The following is a 15,440-nucleotide window of genomic DNA, read 5'->3' as shown; positions in this document are numbered from 1 at the left end:
TACCTCCGCACCCAGACAGACATGAAGGCATTTATTCGATGGCGCATTCCGAGCATCACCACCACGCGCACACGGCCGATGGCGGATGCTGTGCGGCAAAGGCGGCTGCGCCGACCGCCGAGGCGGCGGTGCGCGATCCCGTCTGCGGCATGAGCGTCGATCCGGCAGCGGGCAAGCCGTCGGTCGAGCATGGCGGTCGCCTCTTTCACTTCTGCAGCGAGAACTGCCGCACGAAATTCGTCGCTGAGCCTGAAAAATACCTGACCGCCACGGACCCGGTCTGCGGCATGAGCGTGGATCGTGCCACAGCCAGGCATTTCTTCCGCCACGAAGGCCAGGGTTTCTATTTCTGCTCGGCCGGATGCCAGGCAAAGTTTGAGGCCGAGCCGCAAAAATATCTCGGCGACAGGCCGGCACTGCTGCCAATGCCGAAAGGCACGCAATACACCTGTCCGATGCATCCCGAGATCATTCGCGACAAGCCCGGCTCCTGCCCGATCTGCGGCATGGCGCTGGAGCCGATGGGCGTTCCCACCGGCGATGAGGGCCCGAATCCCGAACTGGTCGACTTCACCAGGCGGTTCTGGGTCAGTACGGTGCTGTCTGTGCCGCTGCTGATCGTCGCCATGGCGCCGATGCTCGGGCTGACCTTCCAGGCCTTTGTCGACGATCGCACGATGGTTTGGTTGGAACTGGCGCTGGCGAGCCCCGTCGTGCTGTGGGCGGCATTCCCGTTCTTCCATCGCGGATGGGATTCACTGGTCAACCGCAGCCCCAACATGTGGACGCTGATTTCGCTGGGCGTCGGTGCCGCCTATCTCTACAGCGTCGTGGCCACACTGTTTCCGGACATCTTTCCGCATCAGTTCCGCGGTCATGGCGGCACCGTGCCGGTCTATTTCGAGGCCGCCGCCGTCATTGTCGCGCTGGTGTTTCTCGGTCAGGTGCTGGAGCTGCGGGCGCGTGAAAAGACCGGCTCGGCGATCCGCGCGCTGCTCGACCTGGCGCCGAAGACGGCCAGACTGATCGGGGCGGACGGGTCCGAGACCGACGTGTCGCTCGACACGGTCAAGACCGGCGACCGGCTGCGCATCCGTCCGGGCGATGCCGTGCCGGTCGACGGCATAGTGCTTGAAGGCCGGTCCTCGATCGACGAATCGATGATCTCGGGCGAGCCGCTGCCGGTCGAAAAGACCGAGGGCGATGCCTTGACCGGCGGTACGCTGAACAAGAACGGCTCGCTGATCATGCGCGCCGAAAGGGTCGGCGCAGAGACGACGCTGGCGCGCATCGTCGAACTGGTTGCCAAGGCGCAGCGCTCGCGCGCGCCGATCCAGGGGTTGGCCGATCGCGTCTCCTTCTACTTCGTGCCCGCTGTCGTGCTGGTCGCGCTTGCTGCCCTTGCCGCATGGGCGGTCTTCGGCCCCGAGCCTAGCCTGATCTACGCCATCGTCTCGGCCGTATCGGTGCTGATCATCGCCTGTCCCTGTGCACTCGGCCTGGCGACGCCGATGTCGATCATGACCGCCACGGGGCGCGGGGCGCACGCCGGCGTGCTGATCAAGGAGGCGGCGGCGCTCGAGCGCTTTGCCTCGGTCGACACGTTGATCGTCGACAAGACAGGCACTTTGACCGAAGGCAAGCCTCGCTTGACCGATGTCGTCGCGGTCGAAGGCTTGTCGGAGAATGAATTGCTGACGTTCGCCGCCGGCCTGGAAAAAGGTTCGGAGCATCCGCTGGCCGAGGCTGTTGTCGGGGGCGCCGGCGAACGCGGCCTGACGCTCAGTGAGGCCACGGGCTTCGAAGCCGTCACCGGCAAGGGCGTCTCCGGCACGGTGTCAACCCGCAAGGTCGCGCTCGGCAATGCCGCCATGATGGCCGATTTTGGTATCGATATCGCGTCCCTGTCGGCCAGGGCCGAGGCGCTGCAGGCCGAAGGCAAGACCGCCATGTTCGTTGCCGTCGACAAAAAACTGGCCGGCATCGTCGCTGTCGCCGATCCGGTCAAGGCAACGACGGCCGAGGCGATCCGGGCACTGCACGACAGGGGACTGAAGATCATCATGGCGACCGGCGACAATGAGCGCACGGCGCGCGCCATCGCCAAAAGCCTCGGCATCGACGAGGTGCGCGCCGGCCTGCTGCCGGAGCAGAAGGCGGCATTGGTCGAGGAACTGCGTGCCAAGGGCACCGGCGTCGCCATGGCCGGCGACGGAGTCAACGACGCACCCGCACTTGCCGCCGCCGATGTCGGCATCGCCATGGGCACCGGTGCCGACGTCGCGGTCGAGAGCGCCGGGATCACGCTGGTCAAGGGCGATCTCAACGGCATCGTCAGGGCGAGAACGCTGGCCCAGGCGACGATCCGCAACATCCGCCAGAACCTGTTTTTCGCCTTCCTCTACAATGTGCTTGGCGTGCCGGTTGCCGCCGGCGTGCTCTATCCGCTGACCGGCATGCTGTTGTCGCCGATGCTGGCGGCGGCGGCGATGAGCCTGTCTTCGGTTTCCGTGATCGCCAACGCGTTGCGGCTGCGGACGTTGAAACTCTGAGCAAAGCCCCCAAATACGAAATCCAATCAACAGGAGATCATGGATGACCTTGGCTAAAAAGATCGTGCTTTTGCTGATGGCGGCGGGAATGCTGCTTGCCGTTTTCCTCGAAAGCGTTCCGGCTCAGTCCGAGGAAATGAAACACGACATGGCCGGCATGGGCGCGCAGGGTGCTTCGACCGAAGGCTACAAGGCGGCGATGGACAAGATGCACGCCGACATGATGGCCTCGCAATATACCGGCAATGCCGATGTCGATTTCGTGCGCGGCATGATCCCGCATCATCAGGGCGCGATCGACATGGCCACAGTGGAACTTGCCAATGGCAAGGATCCTGAAATCCGCAAGCTCGCCGAAGGCGTCATCGCCGCGCAGGAAGCCGAGATCAAGCAGATGCAGGACTGGCTCGCCGCGCATCCCGCAAAGTAGGGCGGCGGCCGCCGCGAAGGAGAATCCAGGAAACCTTTATGGATTTCTCCCTGTGTTTGTGATGCCATCCCCATGGACCGCACCACACCGGGAGCCCCCATGCCATCGACGATAAGAACCACCACGCTGCCTTCTGGCGAATCCGTCCAGGTGCTTGGACAGGGCACATGGAAGATGGGCGAGGACAGCCGCCGCCGTGCCGGCGAGGTCAATGCCTTGAAGCTCGGGCTGGACCTCGGCATGACGCTGATCGATACCGCCGAAATGTATGCCAGCGGCGGCGCCGAGGAAGTGGTGGCGGAAGCCATTGCCGGGCGCCGCGACGAACTCTTCCTCGTCTCCAAGGTACTGCCGTCCAATGCCTCGCGCACCGGCGTGCCGGCGGCTTGCGAGAAAAGCCTGAAGCGGCTGCGCACCGACCGCATAGACCTCTATCTCCTGCACTGGCCGGGCAGCGTGCCGCTGGCGGAGACGGTCGACGCTTTCGAGGCCCTGAAGAAGGCCGGCAAGATCCGCCACTGGGGCGTCAGCAATTTCGACACCGACGAGATGGAGGAACTGACCGGGCTGCGCTCGGGCGGCAATGTCCAGACCAATCAGGTGCTCTACAATCTGTCGCGGCGCGGCCCCGAATTCGACCTTGCACACTGGAGCCGGCAGCGCGGCGTTCCGATCATGGCCTATTCGCCGGTCGAGCAGGGCGCGCTGGCGCGCAATGCCAGGCTGGAGGCCATCGCCGCCCGCCACAACGCCACGGCAGCCCAGATCGCGCTGGCCTGGGTGATGGCACAGCCCGGCGTTATCGCCATCCCGAAGGCCAGCAGCCAGGAGCACGTCCGCCAGAACGTCGCTGCTCTCGACATCAAACTGACGGCTGAGGATTTCGCCGAGCTCGACCGCGCCTTCCCGCCGCCGACCCGCAAGCGCGGGCTGGAGATGATCTAGACTAATTCGCCGAGAGCGCCGCTCGCGCCCGTTGCAATGCACGCGAAAACACCGCCGTATCGTCGAAGGCGCGCGCCAGGGTCAGAGCGCCCTGGATGGCGCCGACCGTCTCTTCGGCGAGTTCATCTGCCTTGGCCGGGCTGTGGCCGGCGCGGGTCAGCGCTTCCGAGAGATGCGTCACCCAGCGGGTGAAATAGCTTTTGATCGCCTTGGCAAAAAGGTCGCGCGACTCGTCCAGCGCGAAGGCGCCGATCAGGCACACCCGGCGGCCGGAGCGGAAATAGCGGTCGGTCGCTTCGAACATCCGCTCGATGCCCACGCGGGGCTCGGAGGCGTCCTGCAACGGCACGAAGACATTCTCCTCGAACCAGCCGTCGATATGGGCAATGACGGCCCCTGCCATCTCTTCCTTGCCGCTGGGGAAGAAGTGGTAAAGGCTTCCCTTGCCCAGCCCCGTCGCCGCGCCGATCAGCGCGATGCTCGCGCCCTCATAGCCGTGTTCGCGAAAGACCTCAGCCACCATCGCCAGCAGCTGGTCGCGGTCGGGTGCGATGCGCCGCATTAGCGACTTTACAGCCCGAGTTCGGTCAGGCTCGGATGGTCGTCCGGCCGGCGGCCGAGCGGCCAATGATACTTGCGCTCGGCTTCAGTGATCGGCAGGTCGTTAATGCTGGCGACGCGCCGGCGCATCAGCCCGGCGGCGTCGAACTCCCAGTTCTCATTGCCGTAGGAGCGGAACCAGTGGCCGCTGTCGTCGCGCCATTCATAGGCAAAGCGCACGGCGATCCGGTTCTCATTCCAGGTCCAGACCTCCTTGACCAGGCGGTAGTCGAGTTCACGCGCCCATTTGCGCGTGAGGAAGCCGACGATCTCACTCCTGCCTGAGACGAATTCGGCACGGTTGCGCCAAGTGCTGCCCTCGGTATAGGCGAGCGAAACCCGCTCGGGGTCGCGGCTGTTCCAGGCGTCCTCGGCCAGGCGCGCTTTTTGCGCTGCCGTTTCGGCCGTGAATGGCGGCAAGGGCGGGCGGCTCATGAAAATCTCCTCGGCTCCGATCTTCGATGATCGATATTGTACCGATCGGTACAATGAGTCAACACAGCTGTGTCCGTTGCGACGGCTTCAGTTGGCTGGACTTATCGAATCTCGGCTTTCAGGTTTTCAAAGGCATCCTGGACATATCCTGCCAGCGGATGCCTGGCGTTTTGCTGCTGAAATGTTTCGACGGCCAGGCGAAACGCCGCGACTGCTACCAAGGAGACCAGTCGCAGACTGTTGCGTGCCTTGTCCGGCCGCAACTCGCATAAGCCATCGAAAATGGCTTGCTCGAACTGCAGGTAGCCCGTGTGCCTGCGCGAGCGCAGCGTCTTGCTTTCCCGCATGACCTTGGCCGTCGCCATCATTTCTGCACCCTGGAAGCTGCCGACAAGATTGAGCAATGCATCACGGGCGATGTCGATTGCCGTTCCGGTTGGTGGCTCGGCAAGGACCGACGCTTTGACCACGCTGGCGTAGTGGCTCAGAGACGCAAACAGAACCTCGTCCTTGCTCTTGAAGTAGTGGAAGAACGTCCGGCGCGAGATGCCGGCGGCTGCAGCTATCTCGTCAAGCGTGGTCGCGTCGTAGCCACTGGCCAGGAAGGCGTTCAGGCCGGCTTCGGCGATGCGGCGGGATGTTGCTCGCCGCTTTCGCTCGCGCAGGCCTTCTGGTTTTGGCGCGTCGTTCATGGAGCGCTCCTGCCATGACCATTTCTCAAATGCGATATGAAATTTGGTGCAGATTCAAGTCCCGTCATCACGCTGCCATAATGACGCCATCAATTATTGCACTGAGTGCAATAATTGGCGATTCCCAACGCGCCCCGCCGGGCGACCCAGAGGCATCCATGGCAGCTTGCTTGCGCTCCCGTCGCGAGGCTCACATCAGTCGTGGCCGGTTCGATCCGCGCGCGTGTCGCGCGGACCACCACATAATATGGCCGTTTGTGCTGGTCCTGAGCATGCTTGCAGTCGGCTGCGCGTCCGCGCCCCTGGATCAGGTAGGCTCGCTGCAATCCTATGACGAGTTGAAACCGTCGGACGGTTTGTTGGCCCGCTCACTGATGCGGGTGAGCAAGGACGACGTGCTTGCGGCAAAAACCGTTCGGATCATTCCGACGGGCTTTTCGCAGCCCACTGCCGGAAAATCGACATTGACACCGGCGCAGCGCGGCCTGATCACGAATGCCATCGACAGGACCCTTTGCTCCGGCCTGAGCCAGCGCTTTCAAGTGGTCGCCCTGACCGAGCCGGCCGACCTGACAGTCCACGCGATGGTAACGCATGTGACGCCGACGAATGCGCTGGCGGTAGGCGTTTCGAAAGTGGCGTCCACGGCGGTTTCCGTCGCGCTGCCCGAGATGCACATTCCGGTTCCGCGCCTGCCGATCGGATTGGGCAGCCTGTCGCTTGAAGCCGAAGCGATTGATGACAACGGCGAGCAGTCGGCGGCCATGATCTGGGGACGTGGCGCGAACGCCCTGCTGGATTCCGGCCGAGTCGCCCGAGAGGGCGACGCCTACGACCTGGCGGCCAAGTTCGGCCACGATTTCAGCAAACTCCTGATCACCGGGAAAACGCCCTTCGCCAAGGTGCCGTCGCTCCCGACCAGGGCGGAATTGCGCGCCATGTTCGGCGGCGGGCCGAAATATCCGGCCTGCAAGGCATTCGGCAAATCGCCCGGACTGGTCGGCTTCCTCGGTGATCGGATGGGATTGCCGCCGGCCTGGACCGACAAGGGAGCCACGGTGCGCGACGACTGAGGCGGTGACGCAAATGCAGAGGAAGTCCCCGATGCCGCTTTCCCCAATGGCTGTTCAACAGGGCAGAAGGATGCGTTTCCTTTGGCTGGTCGCTCCCGTCCTCCTGGCGCCGGCCCTGCTTGCGGAGAGTGGGTGGCCGCAAGGCAGCACCTTTCGCGAAATGCTGGAATTTGCGGGTACCGTGCTGATCCTCATCTGTATCGGCGGCCGCTGCTGGGCGTCGCTGTATGTTGGCGGACGCAAGAACCGCGAACTCGTCACAAGCGGCCCCTATGCCTATACGCGCAACCCCCTCTATCTCTTCTCGGCCCTTGGACTGGCTGGCGTCGGGCTGACATTCGGGTCGCTGATCCTTTCGGCGTTTCTCTTTGCCTTCACCTGGCTGGTCTTTTCCTATGTCGCGGCGCGCGAAGTGGTCGCGCTGGATGCGATCTTTGGCGAGGCCTATCGGCGCTATCGTCGAAGCGTGCCGGCCTTCTTTCCCCGTCTGCGGCGCGATTACGACGGCGTCTTGGATCCGTCTCCCGTCACGTTCGAATCGGCGGCGCTGAAGCGGACCGCTATCGACAGCTCTTACTTCCTTGTGGCGATACTGGCGGTCGAATTGCTCGGCTGGCTCCAGTCGGCAAGGCTGGTGACCCCGATCTTCCGATTGCTTTGATTACCGGCCCGCCAGCCCCTTCAGCCGGTAGAGCGCCTCCAGCGCCTCGCGCGGCGTCATCTCGTCGGGGTTGATCTCGCCGATTGCAGCGCCCAGCGCGTCGTTTTTCACCGGCTTTGGCGCCTCTCGCTTCACCGCCACCGAAAACAGCGGCAGATCGTCGACCAGCCGGTTGGCCTTGCCGGAAACCTCGCCTTCCTCGAGCTGATGCAGCACTTCCTTCGCGCGGCCCACCACCGCTTCCGGCAGCCCGGCAAGGCGCGCCACCTGCACGCCGTAGGAGCGGTCGGCGGCACCCTTGCCGACCTCGTGCAGGAAGACCACGTCGCCTTCCCATTCCTTGACCCGCATGGTGACGTTGGAGAGGCGCGGCAGCTTGCCGGACAGCGCCGTCATCTCATGGAAATGGGTGGCGAAGATTGCCCGGCAGCGGTTCTTTTCATGCAGGTACTCGACCGCCGCCCAGGCGATCGACAGGCCGTCGAAAGTGGCGGTGCCGCGGCCGATCTCATCCAGGATCACCAGCGCCCGTTCGCCGGCCTGGTTGAGGATCGCCGCCGTCTCGACCATTTCGACCATGAAGGTCGAGCGGCCGCGCGCCAGATCGTCCGAGGCGCCGACGCGCGAGAACAGCCGGTCGACGACGCCGATATGGGCCGATGTCGCCGGCACGAAGGAGCCGGTCTGGGCGAGGATTGCGATCAGCGCATTCTGCCGCAGGAAGGTTGACTTGCCGCCCATGTTAGGGCCGGTCAAGAGCCAGATGGCGCCGGCCTTGGCGCCGCCTTGCGGCGACAGATCGCAATCATTGGCGACGAACGGCCCTTCGCCCGAATGCCGCAGCGCCTGTTCCACCACCGGATGGCGTCCACCTGAAATTTCGAAGGCAAGGCTGGAATCGACCAGCGGCCGGCACCAGGCTTCGCTCTCCGACAACAGCGCGAGCGCTGCCGACACGTCGAGCACGGCGAGCGCATCGGCGCCGGCGCGTATCTTTTGCGCCTCGCCTACCGCTTCAGCCGTCAGCGTGTCGAAAGCGGCAAGCTCGATGCTCAGTGCCCGGTCGGCAGCATTGGCGATCTTGGTCTCGAGCTCTGCAAGCTCGGTCGTGGTGAAACGCATGGCATTGGCCATGGTCTGGCGATGGATGAAGCGCGCCTTGGCGCCATCGCTGCCGGTCATGATCGAATGGTGGTTGGCGGTCACCTCGATGTAGTAGCCCAGCACATTGTTGTGCCGGATTTTTAGCGAGCGGATGCTGGTCTCCTCGATCAGCGAGCGCTCCAGCCCGGCTATGACCTTTCGCGACTCATCGCGCAGCGCCCGCATCTCGTCGAGTTCGGCATGGTAGCCGCCACGCACGAAGCCGCCGTCACGCCTGAGCAATGGCAGCTCGTCGCCAAGCGCTTGCGTCAGATGCTGGGCAAGTGCCCCAGGTAACGCTTGAATAGCAGCAAGTGCTTTCGCCAACTCATGTGGCAAACTAGCGGTCGCAACGATTTCGGCAATCGCGCCTGCCGCCTCGAAGCCGGCGCGCAGCGCGCCGAGGTCGCGCGGCCCGCCACGGTTGAGGGCCAGCCGCGACAGTGCGCGCGGCATGTCGGCGACGCTCTTCAGGCTTGACCGCACCGCCTGGCAGAGCCGTGTTTCGGCGCGGAAAAACGACACCGAATCGAGCCTGGCTGCAATCGCCGCCGGATCGGTCAGCGGCGCCATCAGCCGGTCGGCCAGCAGCCTTGCGCCGCCCCCCGTCACCGTGCGGTCGATCGCCTTGAACAGCGAGCCGTCGCGGCTGCCGGACAGCGTGCGCAACAGCTCCAGATTGCCGCGTGTCGCCGGATCGATGAACAGCGTCGAGCCCTGCTCCTCGCGTTCCGGACGCGACAAAGACGGCCGCTCGGCCTTCTGGGTCTTTTCGACATAGGCAATGGCGCCGGAGATGGCCGAAAGTTCGGCGCGCGAGAAGGCGCCGAAACTGTCCGGTGTCGCCACCTCGAAGAAACGCGCGATCCTGCCTGCGGCCGAGGCCGAATCGAACAGCGACGGCGGCTGCGGACTGGCGACGCGGCCGATGACATCGAACACCGCCTTCAGCTCGGGATCGTAAAACACCGGCTCGGCGACAATCAGCTCGCGCGGATCGACGCGAAACACATCGGCCAGCAGGCGGTCGGCAGTGGTTTCGGCGACGCGGAAGACGCCGGTCGAGATCTCGATCCAGGCCAAGGCGAAGGCGTGATCGCTGCTGCCGCCCTTCACCCGCCCCAACGCCATCAGGAAGCTCGATTCCGACGGCGCCAGCAATTTGTCTTCGGTGATGGTGCCCGGCGTTACCAGTCGCACCACGTCACGGCGCACCACCGATTTGCCGCCGCGCTTCCTGGCTTCGGCCGGATCCTCGATCTGCTCGCAGACGGCAACCCGAAAACCCTGGCCGATCAGCTTCTGCAGATAGTCGTCGGCCGCATGCACCGGCACGCCGCACATCGGAATGTCATGGCCCTGGTGCTTGCCGCGCTTGGTCAAGACGATGCCCAGCGCCCGGCTCGCCTTCTCGGCATCGTCGAAGAACAGCTCGTAGAAATCGCCCATGCGGTAGAACAGCAGCGAATCCGGGTTCGCCGCCTTGATCTCGATATACTGCTCCATCATCGGCGTGACGCTGCCGGAGGTGGGCGCCGACGGTGTCACCTCGGGGGCGTCGGTTTCTGCTGAAGTGTGCATGTTCATGCCGCCACGCTAGCAGATGTGGATGCGGGGTTTAATGCCGGCGGCTCGAAAAGCAGGGGACGACCGGGCCTCAGTGACGGCTTGCGGCAAGTCTGTGCCGCCGCCAACTCGACGTTGCCCGAGTTCGAGAGATTTAGCGCAGGCCGGGCGTGAAGATCGCTTGGCGGTTTACAGCGGTGGCGTGTAGCCTTAATCCGGAAGGTCAAAAACACGCACCCGTCTCAAGGGTCCGGCACCGGCGAGGAAATCAAGAGCATCATGGCCAAGAAAACCGAAAACAGCGGCCCGTCCGTCAGCGCCCAGGAGGCGCTGGAATTCCACGCCATGGGCCGCCCCGGCAAGCTGGAGGTCGTCGCCACCAAGCCGATGGCGACCCAGCGCGATTTGAGCCTCGCCTATTCGCCCGGCGTCGCGGTTCCGGTCCTGGCCATCGCCGAGGACCCCAGCCGCGCCTTCGACTACACGACGCGCGGCAACATGGTCGCCGTCATCTCCAACGGCACCGCCATTCTCGGCCTCGGCAATCTCGGCGCATTGGCCTCCAAGCCGGTCATGGAGGGCAAGGCGGTGCTGTTCAAGCGCTTCGCCGATGTCGATTCCATCGACCTCGAGGTCGACACCGAGGATGCCGACGAATTCATCAATTGCGTGCGCTTCCTTGGGCCGTCCTTCGGCGGCATCAACCTTGAGGACATCAAGGCGCCGGAATGCTTCATCATCGAGCAGCGCCTGCGCGAGCTGATGGATATTCCCGTCTTCCATGACGACCAGCACGGCACCGCCATCATCTCTGCCGCCGGATTGATCAACGCGCTGGAAGTCACCGGCCGGGACATGAAGACGACGAAGATGGTCTGCAACGGCGCGGGTGCGGCCGGCATTGCCTGCATCGAACTGATGAAGGCTATGGGATTTTCGCCCGACAACATCATCCTGTGCGACACCAAGGGCGTGGTCTTCCAGGGCCGCACCGAGGGCATGAACCAGTGGAAGTCGGCGCATGCGGTCAAGACCAAGGCGCGCAGCCTCGCCGAGGCGCTGGATGGCGCCGATGTCTTCCTCGGCCTCTCCGCCAAGGGCGCATTGACCACCAAGATGGTGCAGTCGATGGCCAAGAACCCGATCATCTTCGCCATGGCCAATCCCGACCCGGAGATCACGCCGGAGGAAGTGGCCGAGATCCGCACCGACGCCATCATGGCCACCGGGCGTTCGGATTATCCAAACCAGGTCAACAATGTGCTGGGCTTCCCTTACATCTTCCGCGGCGCGCTGGATGTCAGGGCCACCACCATCAATGACGACATGAAAATTGCCGCAGCCCGAGCGCTGGCCGAACTGGCGCGCAAGGACGTTCCTGACGACGTCGCCGCCGCCTATCAGGGCAACCGGCCGAAATTTGGTCCCAACTACATCATCCCGGTCCCGTTCGATCCGCGCCTGATCTCGGCCATTCCGCTCGCCGTGGCCAAGGCGGCGATGGAGTCAGGCGTCGCCCGCAAGCCGATCCTCGACCTCGACCGCTATGCGCAGGAGCTGTCCGCCCGCCGCGACCCGATCGCCTCGACCTTGCAGCGCATCTACGATCGCGTCCGCCGCCAGCCCAAGCGCATCGTCTTTGCCGAAGGCGAGGAGGAGCAGGTGATGCGCGCCGCTGTCTCCTATGTGAACCAGAAGCTCGGCACGGCAATCCTGCTTGGCCGCGACGATGTCATCAAGGAGAATGCCAGGCACGCCGGCATCGACTTGAACAAGCAAGGCATCGAGATCATCAATGCCAGGCTGTCGCGCCGCAACGGCATCTACACCGACTTTCTCTATGAGCGGATGCAGCGCAAAGGCTTCCTGTTTCGTGACTGCCAGCGGCTGATCAACAACGATCGCAACCACTTTGCTGCCTGCATGGTGGCGCTGGGCGATGCCGACGGCATCGTCACCGGTGTCACCCGCAACTATTCGACGGCACTGGACGACATCCGCCGCATCATCGACGCCAAGCCCGGCCACCGCGTCATCGGCGTGTCGATCGTGCTGGCGCGGGGCAAGACCGTGCTCGTCGCCGACACCGCCGTGCACGACATGCCCAATGCCGAGCAGATCGCCGACATCGCCGAAGAGGCGGCCGGTTTCGCCCGCCGCATGGGTTACGAGCCGCGGCTTGCCATGCTCGCCTATTCCACCTTCGGCCATCCACAGGGCGAACGCTCCGAGCGGGTGCAGGAAGCGGTGCGCATCCTCGACAAGCGCCGCGTCGATTTCGAGTATGATGGCGAGATGGCCGCCGACGTCGCGCTCAACGCCCGCGCCATGGCGCAATACCCCTTCATCCGGCTCACCGGCCCCGCCAACGTGCTGATCATGCCGGCGTTCCACTCGGCCTCGATCTCGACCAAGATGCTGCAGGAACTCGGCGGCTCGACGGTGATCGGCCCGCTGCTGGTCGGGCTGAACAAGCCGGTGCAGATCGTCTCGCTGAACGCCAAGGACAGCGACATCGTCAACATGGCGGCGATCGCGGCCTATACGGCGGGGGCTTGACGAGCGGTTCGCGCCGCGGACGGTCTTTTTCTTGCTTGGGCAGAGTCGCTGGCTTTGGCAGCGGCTCGTGTCGCCGAACGCTTGCACCGACGGCCTATCCGCGCCGCCCCATAAGAGATTGATAATATTCAGCTGATATAGAACCCTCTCGCCGACTTGCCGCTACGGCATCTACGGCGCGCTCAGACCGCTAACGGGGGTGCGGCCATGAAGCATGACGGGTTTTCTGCATCCGCGGTTGGCCAGGGGGTCTACCACGACGAGCGGCTGGACGCGCTGCTCAGCATCACCGGCCGCATGGACGGTTATCTCTACCGTTGCCGCAACGATGCGTCCTACACCATGCTCTATATCAGCGACGGCATTTTCACCGTCAGCGGTTATCGGCCGAGCGATTTCATCCACAACGCGGTGCGCGACTACGTCTCGGCCATCCATCCGGATGATCTTGCCGCCGTCTATGCCGCCGTCGACACCGCGCTCGAGGCGCGCTGCAACTGGAATGTGGACTACCGCATCGTGCCGCAGGTCGGCGAGCCGCTCTGGGTCCGCGAGATCGGCGGCGGCGTCTGGGACGAGGCCGGCGAACTGGAATTCCTGGAAGGCTTCGTCGTCGACATCAGCGACCGTAAGGTCGTCGAGGATCTCAACGCCGAGCTGCTTTTGGAACTGAAGGCCGCCAATGAGGAGCTCTCCGCGCAAAAGCGCGAGATCGAGCTCGCCAAGCAGCAGAGCGACCATTCAGCCAACCACGACGCGTTGACCGACCTGCCCAACCGGCGCGCCTTCCACAACGAGCTGAAATCGGTGATCGACCGTTGCGCCGGCTCCGGCGACGCGGCGGGCCTTCTGTTCATCGACCTCGACCGCTTCAAGGAGGTCAACGACACGCTCGGCCACGAGGCCGGTGATGCGTTGCTGCAGCGTGTGTCGGACAAGCTTCGCGCCATCCTGCGCAGCGCTGATTTCGTCGCGCGCCTTGGCGGCGACGAGTTCGCCTTCCTGTTTTCGGGGAACGCGGAGAAGGCCAGGGAGAAGGCCGTGCGCGTGGCGGAGCGCGTGCTTGAGCGGCTGCGCATCAAGGTTCCCGCTCCGGGTGGCGACATCCATGTCGGCTGCACTGTCGGCGTTGCGATCTATCCGACGGAGGCTGCCGACCCGGACGCGCTGGTCGCGCTCGCCGACCGGCTCATGTACATCGGCAAGAAAAACGGTCGCGACCGGCTGGTCACCACCGACGCTTTGGGGTCCGAAGCCGGCGAGCTTCGCCAGTCCGCCTGAACGAAGCGCTCATCGCGACGACACAGCAACGCCCTGTGCTCGAATGAAAAAGGCCCGCAGCGTGCGCTGCGGGCATTTTCCTATGATGGGTCGATCGATCAGAACGAGCGCTGGAAGCGGACGATGCCGCCGACGCTGTTCTTCTTGTCGGCCTTCGTCCAGTTGAAGTCGTCGGCGTCGCCGAACTTGCCGTCATGGACATAGTCGACTTCGGTCGTGACCGTGAGGCCGGGAACGACCGTATAGGCGATGTTTGCCGCAATGGCGAAGTTCTTGTCGTCGTCAGCCGAAACCTGCGTATTGAACGAGGCCTTGTCGGTGAACTTGTAGGTGCCGCCGCCCCAGACAGCCCAGTTGCCGCCCCAAGGCTTGTAAAAGCCGCGACCACGACCCGGGATCGCGTAGGACGGATCCGACAGGTTGTCGTCGGTGCCATAGCCGCCCATGATGAACAGCGACAACTCCTTGCTGACATTCACGTCCAGGCGAACCTTGCCGGCCACTTCCTCGTAGTTGCTGTCATAGGCGACAACGCCGGTGATCGCACCCCATTCACCCTTGTACTTCAAGCCGCCGACGACATGCGGGACATAGCTGTCGATTGTGCCGTGAATGGCCGTAGCGCCCGTCGAATCGGAACCCTCTTCGAGCGAGATAACGCCGGTGAAGCCGCTGCCAGCGTCGAAATAGTAGCTGACAACATTGGTGTCTTTCTGGCCGTAGTGAATAAGCGTGTCCTGGATGACGTTCCCGGCATAGCCGATGAACGCGTCATAAGGCGTTTCGTCCTTGCCGACACGCAGTCCGCCGAGCTGGATATAGGCGAAGCTCAGCGACACACTCGTAGGGCCGCCATTCGGATAGTTGAACTTGGTCTCGGTATAGGTTTTCAACGTTCCGAGTTCGGTTTCCTGGCCGGTCCACGTCTTCAGGTTGAAGCGGGCGTTCTTCTTCCAGGTGTCTTGCGAGTCGCCGTCCTCGACGTCGGTGGCCGTGCGGCCGTCGAGGCTTTGTTTTGAGGTTTGAGGTGGGTGTTTGGGCCAGTCGGCCTGGCTTTGGGCGCACCTATCCCGTGATGGCAGCCCATCGGCGCATGTTGAAGGCAATCGCCGCCATCGTCACCTGACCGGCTGCCTTGGCCAGTCCGACATAGCGGATCCTGGTCAGCTTCATGCGGTTCTTGAGCGTGGCGAAAGTGGTCTCCACCGCCGCCCGACGCCGGCCAATCAGTTGGTTGTAGCGCTTGAGCCGTGCCGTCAGCGCATGGTGCTTGTTGGGACGGCGTGCAATGCGCACCTTCTTGCCTTCGGCTTTGAGCCGGGCACGACGAGCGTGCGTGTCGTAAGCGGCATCCGCCCATACCGTCTTCTCGTCGCCACAGATCAAGGCATCGGCCATCACCGTGTCGTTGACGTTGGCCGGTGTCGTGATCACCGTACGGATCAGCCCGGAGCCTTCATCCACGCCAACATGGGCCTTGTAGCCGAAGGTGAAGCCGTCCTT

The 15,440-nt window shown here is 63.9% G+C and carries 13 protein-coding genes; 7 read left to right on the top strand and 6 right to left on the bottom strand.

The annotated features are described in order from the left end of the window. The first annotated feature begins 38 nt into the window (after positions 1-38). From FJV77_RS14895 to FJV77_RS14885, 3 genes are all read left to right on the top strand, one after another. Positions 39-2,552, top strand: coding sequence for a heavy metal translocating P-type ATPase (locus tag FJV77_RS14895; RefSeq protein WP_142867556.1), 2,514 nt, complete (start codon positions 39-41; stop codon positions 2,550-2,552). A 43-nt stretch (positions 2,553-2,595) separates the two neighbouring features. Beyond that, on the top strand, positions 2,596-2,982 hold the full coding sequence (locus tag FJV77_RS14890; RefSeq protein ID WP_142867555.1) for a DUF305 domain-containing protein: 387 nt from the start codon (positions 2,596-2,598) through the stop codon (positions 2,980-2,982). 99 nt (positions 2,983-3,081) lie between these two features. After that, on the top strand, positions 3,082-3,927 hold the full coding sequence (locus FJV77_RS14885) for an aldo/keto reductase (RefSeq protein WP_142867554.1): 846 nt from the start codon (positions 3,082-3,084) through the stop codon (positions 3,925-3,927). Between the two features lies 1 nt (position 3,928). On the opposite strand, the gene FJV77_RS14880 is transcribed toward FJV77_RS14885, so the two are convergent. From FJV77_RS14880 to FJV77_RS14870, 3 genes are all read right to left on the bottom strand, one after another. Beyond that, complete coding sequence (locus FJV77_RS14880; protein WP_142867553.1) at positions 3,929-4,489, bottom strand: TetR/AcrR family transcriptional regulator; 561 nt, start codon at positions 4,487-4,489, stop codon at positions 3,929-3,931. 8 nt (positions 4,490-4,497) lie between these two features. After that, positions 4,498-4,962 carry a nuclear transport factor 2 family protein gene (locus FJV77_RS14875; RefSeq protein ID WP_185970324.1) on the bottom strand — a complete coding sequence of 155 codons (465 nt, stop codon included), beginning with the start codon at positions 4,960-4,962 and terminating at the stop codon, positions 4,498-4,500. A 101-nt stretch (positions 4,963-5,063) separates the two neighbouring features. After that, positions 5,064-5,654, bottom strand: a complete 591-nt coding sequence (locus tag FJV77_RS14870) for a TetR/AcrR family transcriptional regulator (RefSeq protein WP_142867552.1) — start codon at positions 5,652-5,654, stop codon at positions 5,064-5,066. Between the two features lie 272 nt (positions 5,655-5,926). Here FJV77_RS14870 and FJV77_RS14865 point away from each other — a divergent pair, with 272 nt between their 5' ends. Together FJV77_RS14865 and FJV77_RS14860 are read left to right on the top strand one after the other, a co-directional pair. Then, the gene (locus FJV77_RS14865) at positions 5,927-6,727 is read left to right on the top strand and encodes a DUF3313 domain-containing protein (RefSeq protein ID WP_246691264.1); all 801 of its coding nucleotides are present in this window, start codon (positions 5,927-5,929) and stop codon (positions 6,725-6,727) included. A gap of 70 nt (positions 6,728-6,797) precedes the next feature. Beyond that, positions 6,798-7,388 (top strand): isoprenylcysteine carboxylmethyltransferase family protein, encoded by a 591-nt coding sequence (locus FJV77_RS14860; RefSeq protein ID WP_185970323.1) that lies wholly within the window; start codon positions 6,798-6,800, stop codon positions 7,386-7,388. On the opposite strand, the gene mutS is transcribed toward FJV77_RS14860, so the two are convergent. Further along, entirely contained in the window at positions 7,389-10,118 is a 2,730-nt protein-coding gene (mutS, locus tag FJV77_RS14855; RefSeq protein WP_142867549.1) for a DNA mismatch repair protein MutS, read from the bottom strand. It lies immediately after the preceding gene. A gap of 258 nt (positions 10,119-10,376) precedes the next feature. Here mutS and FJV77_RS14850 point away from each other — a divergent pair, with 258 nt between their 5' ends. Continuing rightward, positions 10,377-12,656, top strand: coding sequence for an NADP-dependent malic enzyme (locus FJV77_RS14850; RefSeq protein WP_142867548.1), 2,280 nt, complete (start codon positions 10,377-10,379; stop codon positions 12,654-12,656). Positions 12,657-12,863: 207 nt separating this feature from the next. Beyond that, a complete protein-coding gene (locus FJV77_RS14845) occupies positions 12,864-13,937 on the top strand; it encodes a sensor domain-containing diguanylate cyclase (RefSeq protein WP_142867547.1) in 1,074 nt (357 codons plus the stop codon). A 98-nt stretch (positions 13,938-14,035) separates the two neighbouring features. On the opposite strand, the gene FJV77_RS14840 is transcribed toward FJV77_RS14845, so the two are convergent. Together FJV77_RS14840 and FJV77_RS14835 are read right to left on the bottom strand one after the other, a co-directional pair. Further along, complete coding sequence (locus tag FJV77_RS14840) at positions 14,036-15,043, bottom strand: porin (protein WP_142867546.1); 1,008 nt, start codon at positions 15,041-15,043, stop codon at positions 14,036-14,038. Then, a partial coding sequence (locus FJV77_RS14835; RefSeq protein WP_142867545.1) for a transposase occupies positions 15,003-15,440 on the bottom strand: 438 nt, incomplete at its 5' end. The genes FJV77_RS14840 and FJV77_RS14835, both read right to left, overlap by 41 nt.

The organism is Mesorhizobium sp. WSM4306, from assembly GCF_007003975.1.
GTDB lineage: Bacteria > Pseudomonadota > Alphaproteobacteria > Rhizobiales > Rhizobiaceae > Mesorhizobium.
This window is presented reverse-complemented; position numbering and strand designations above follow the sequence as displayed.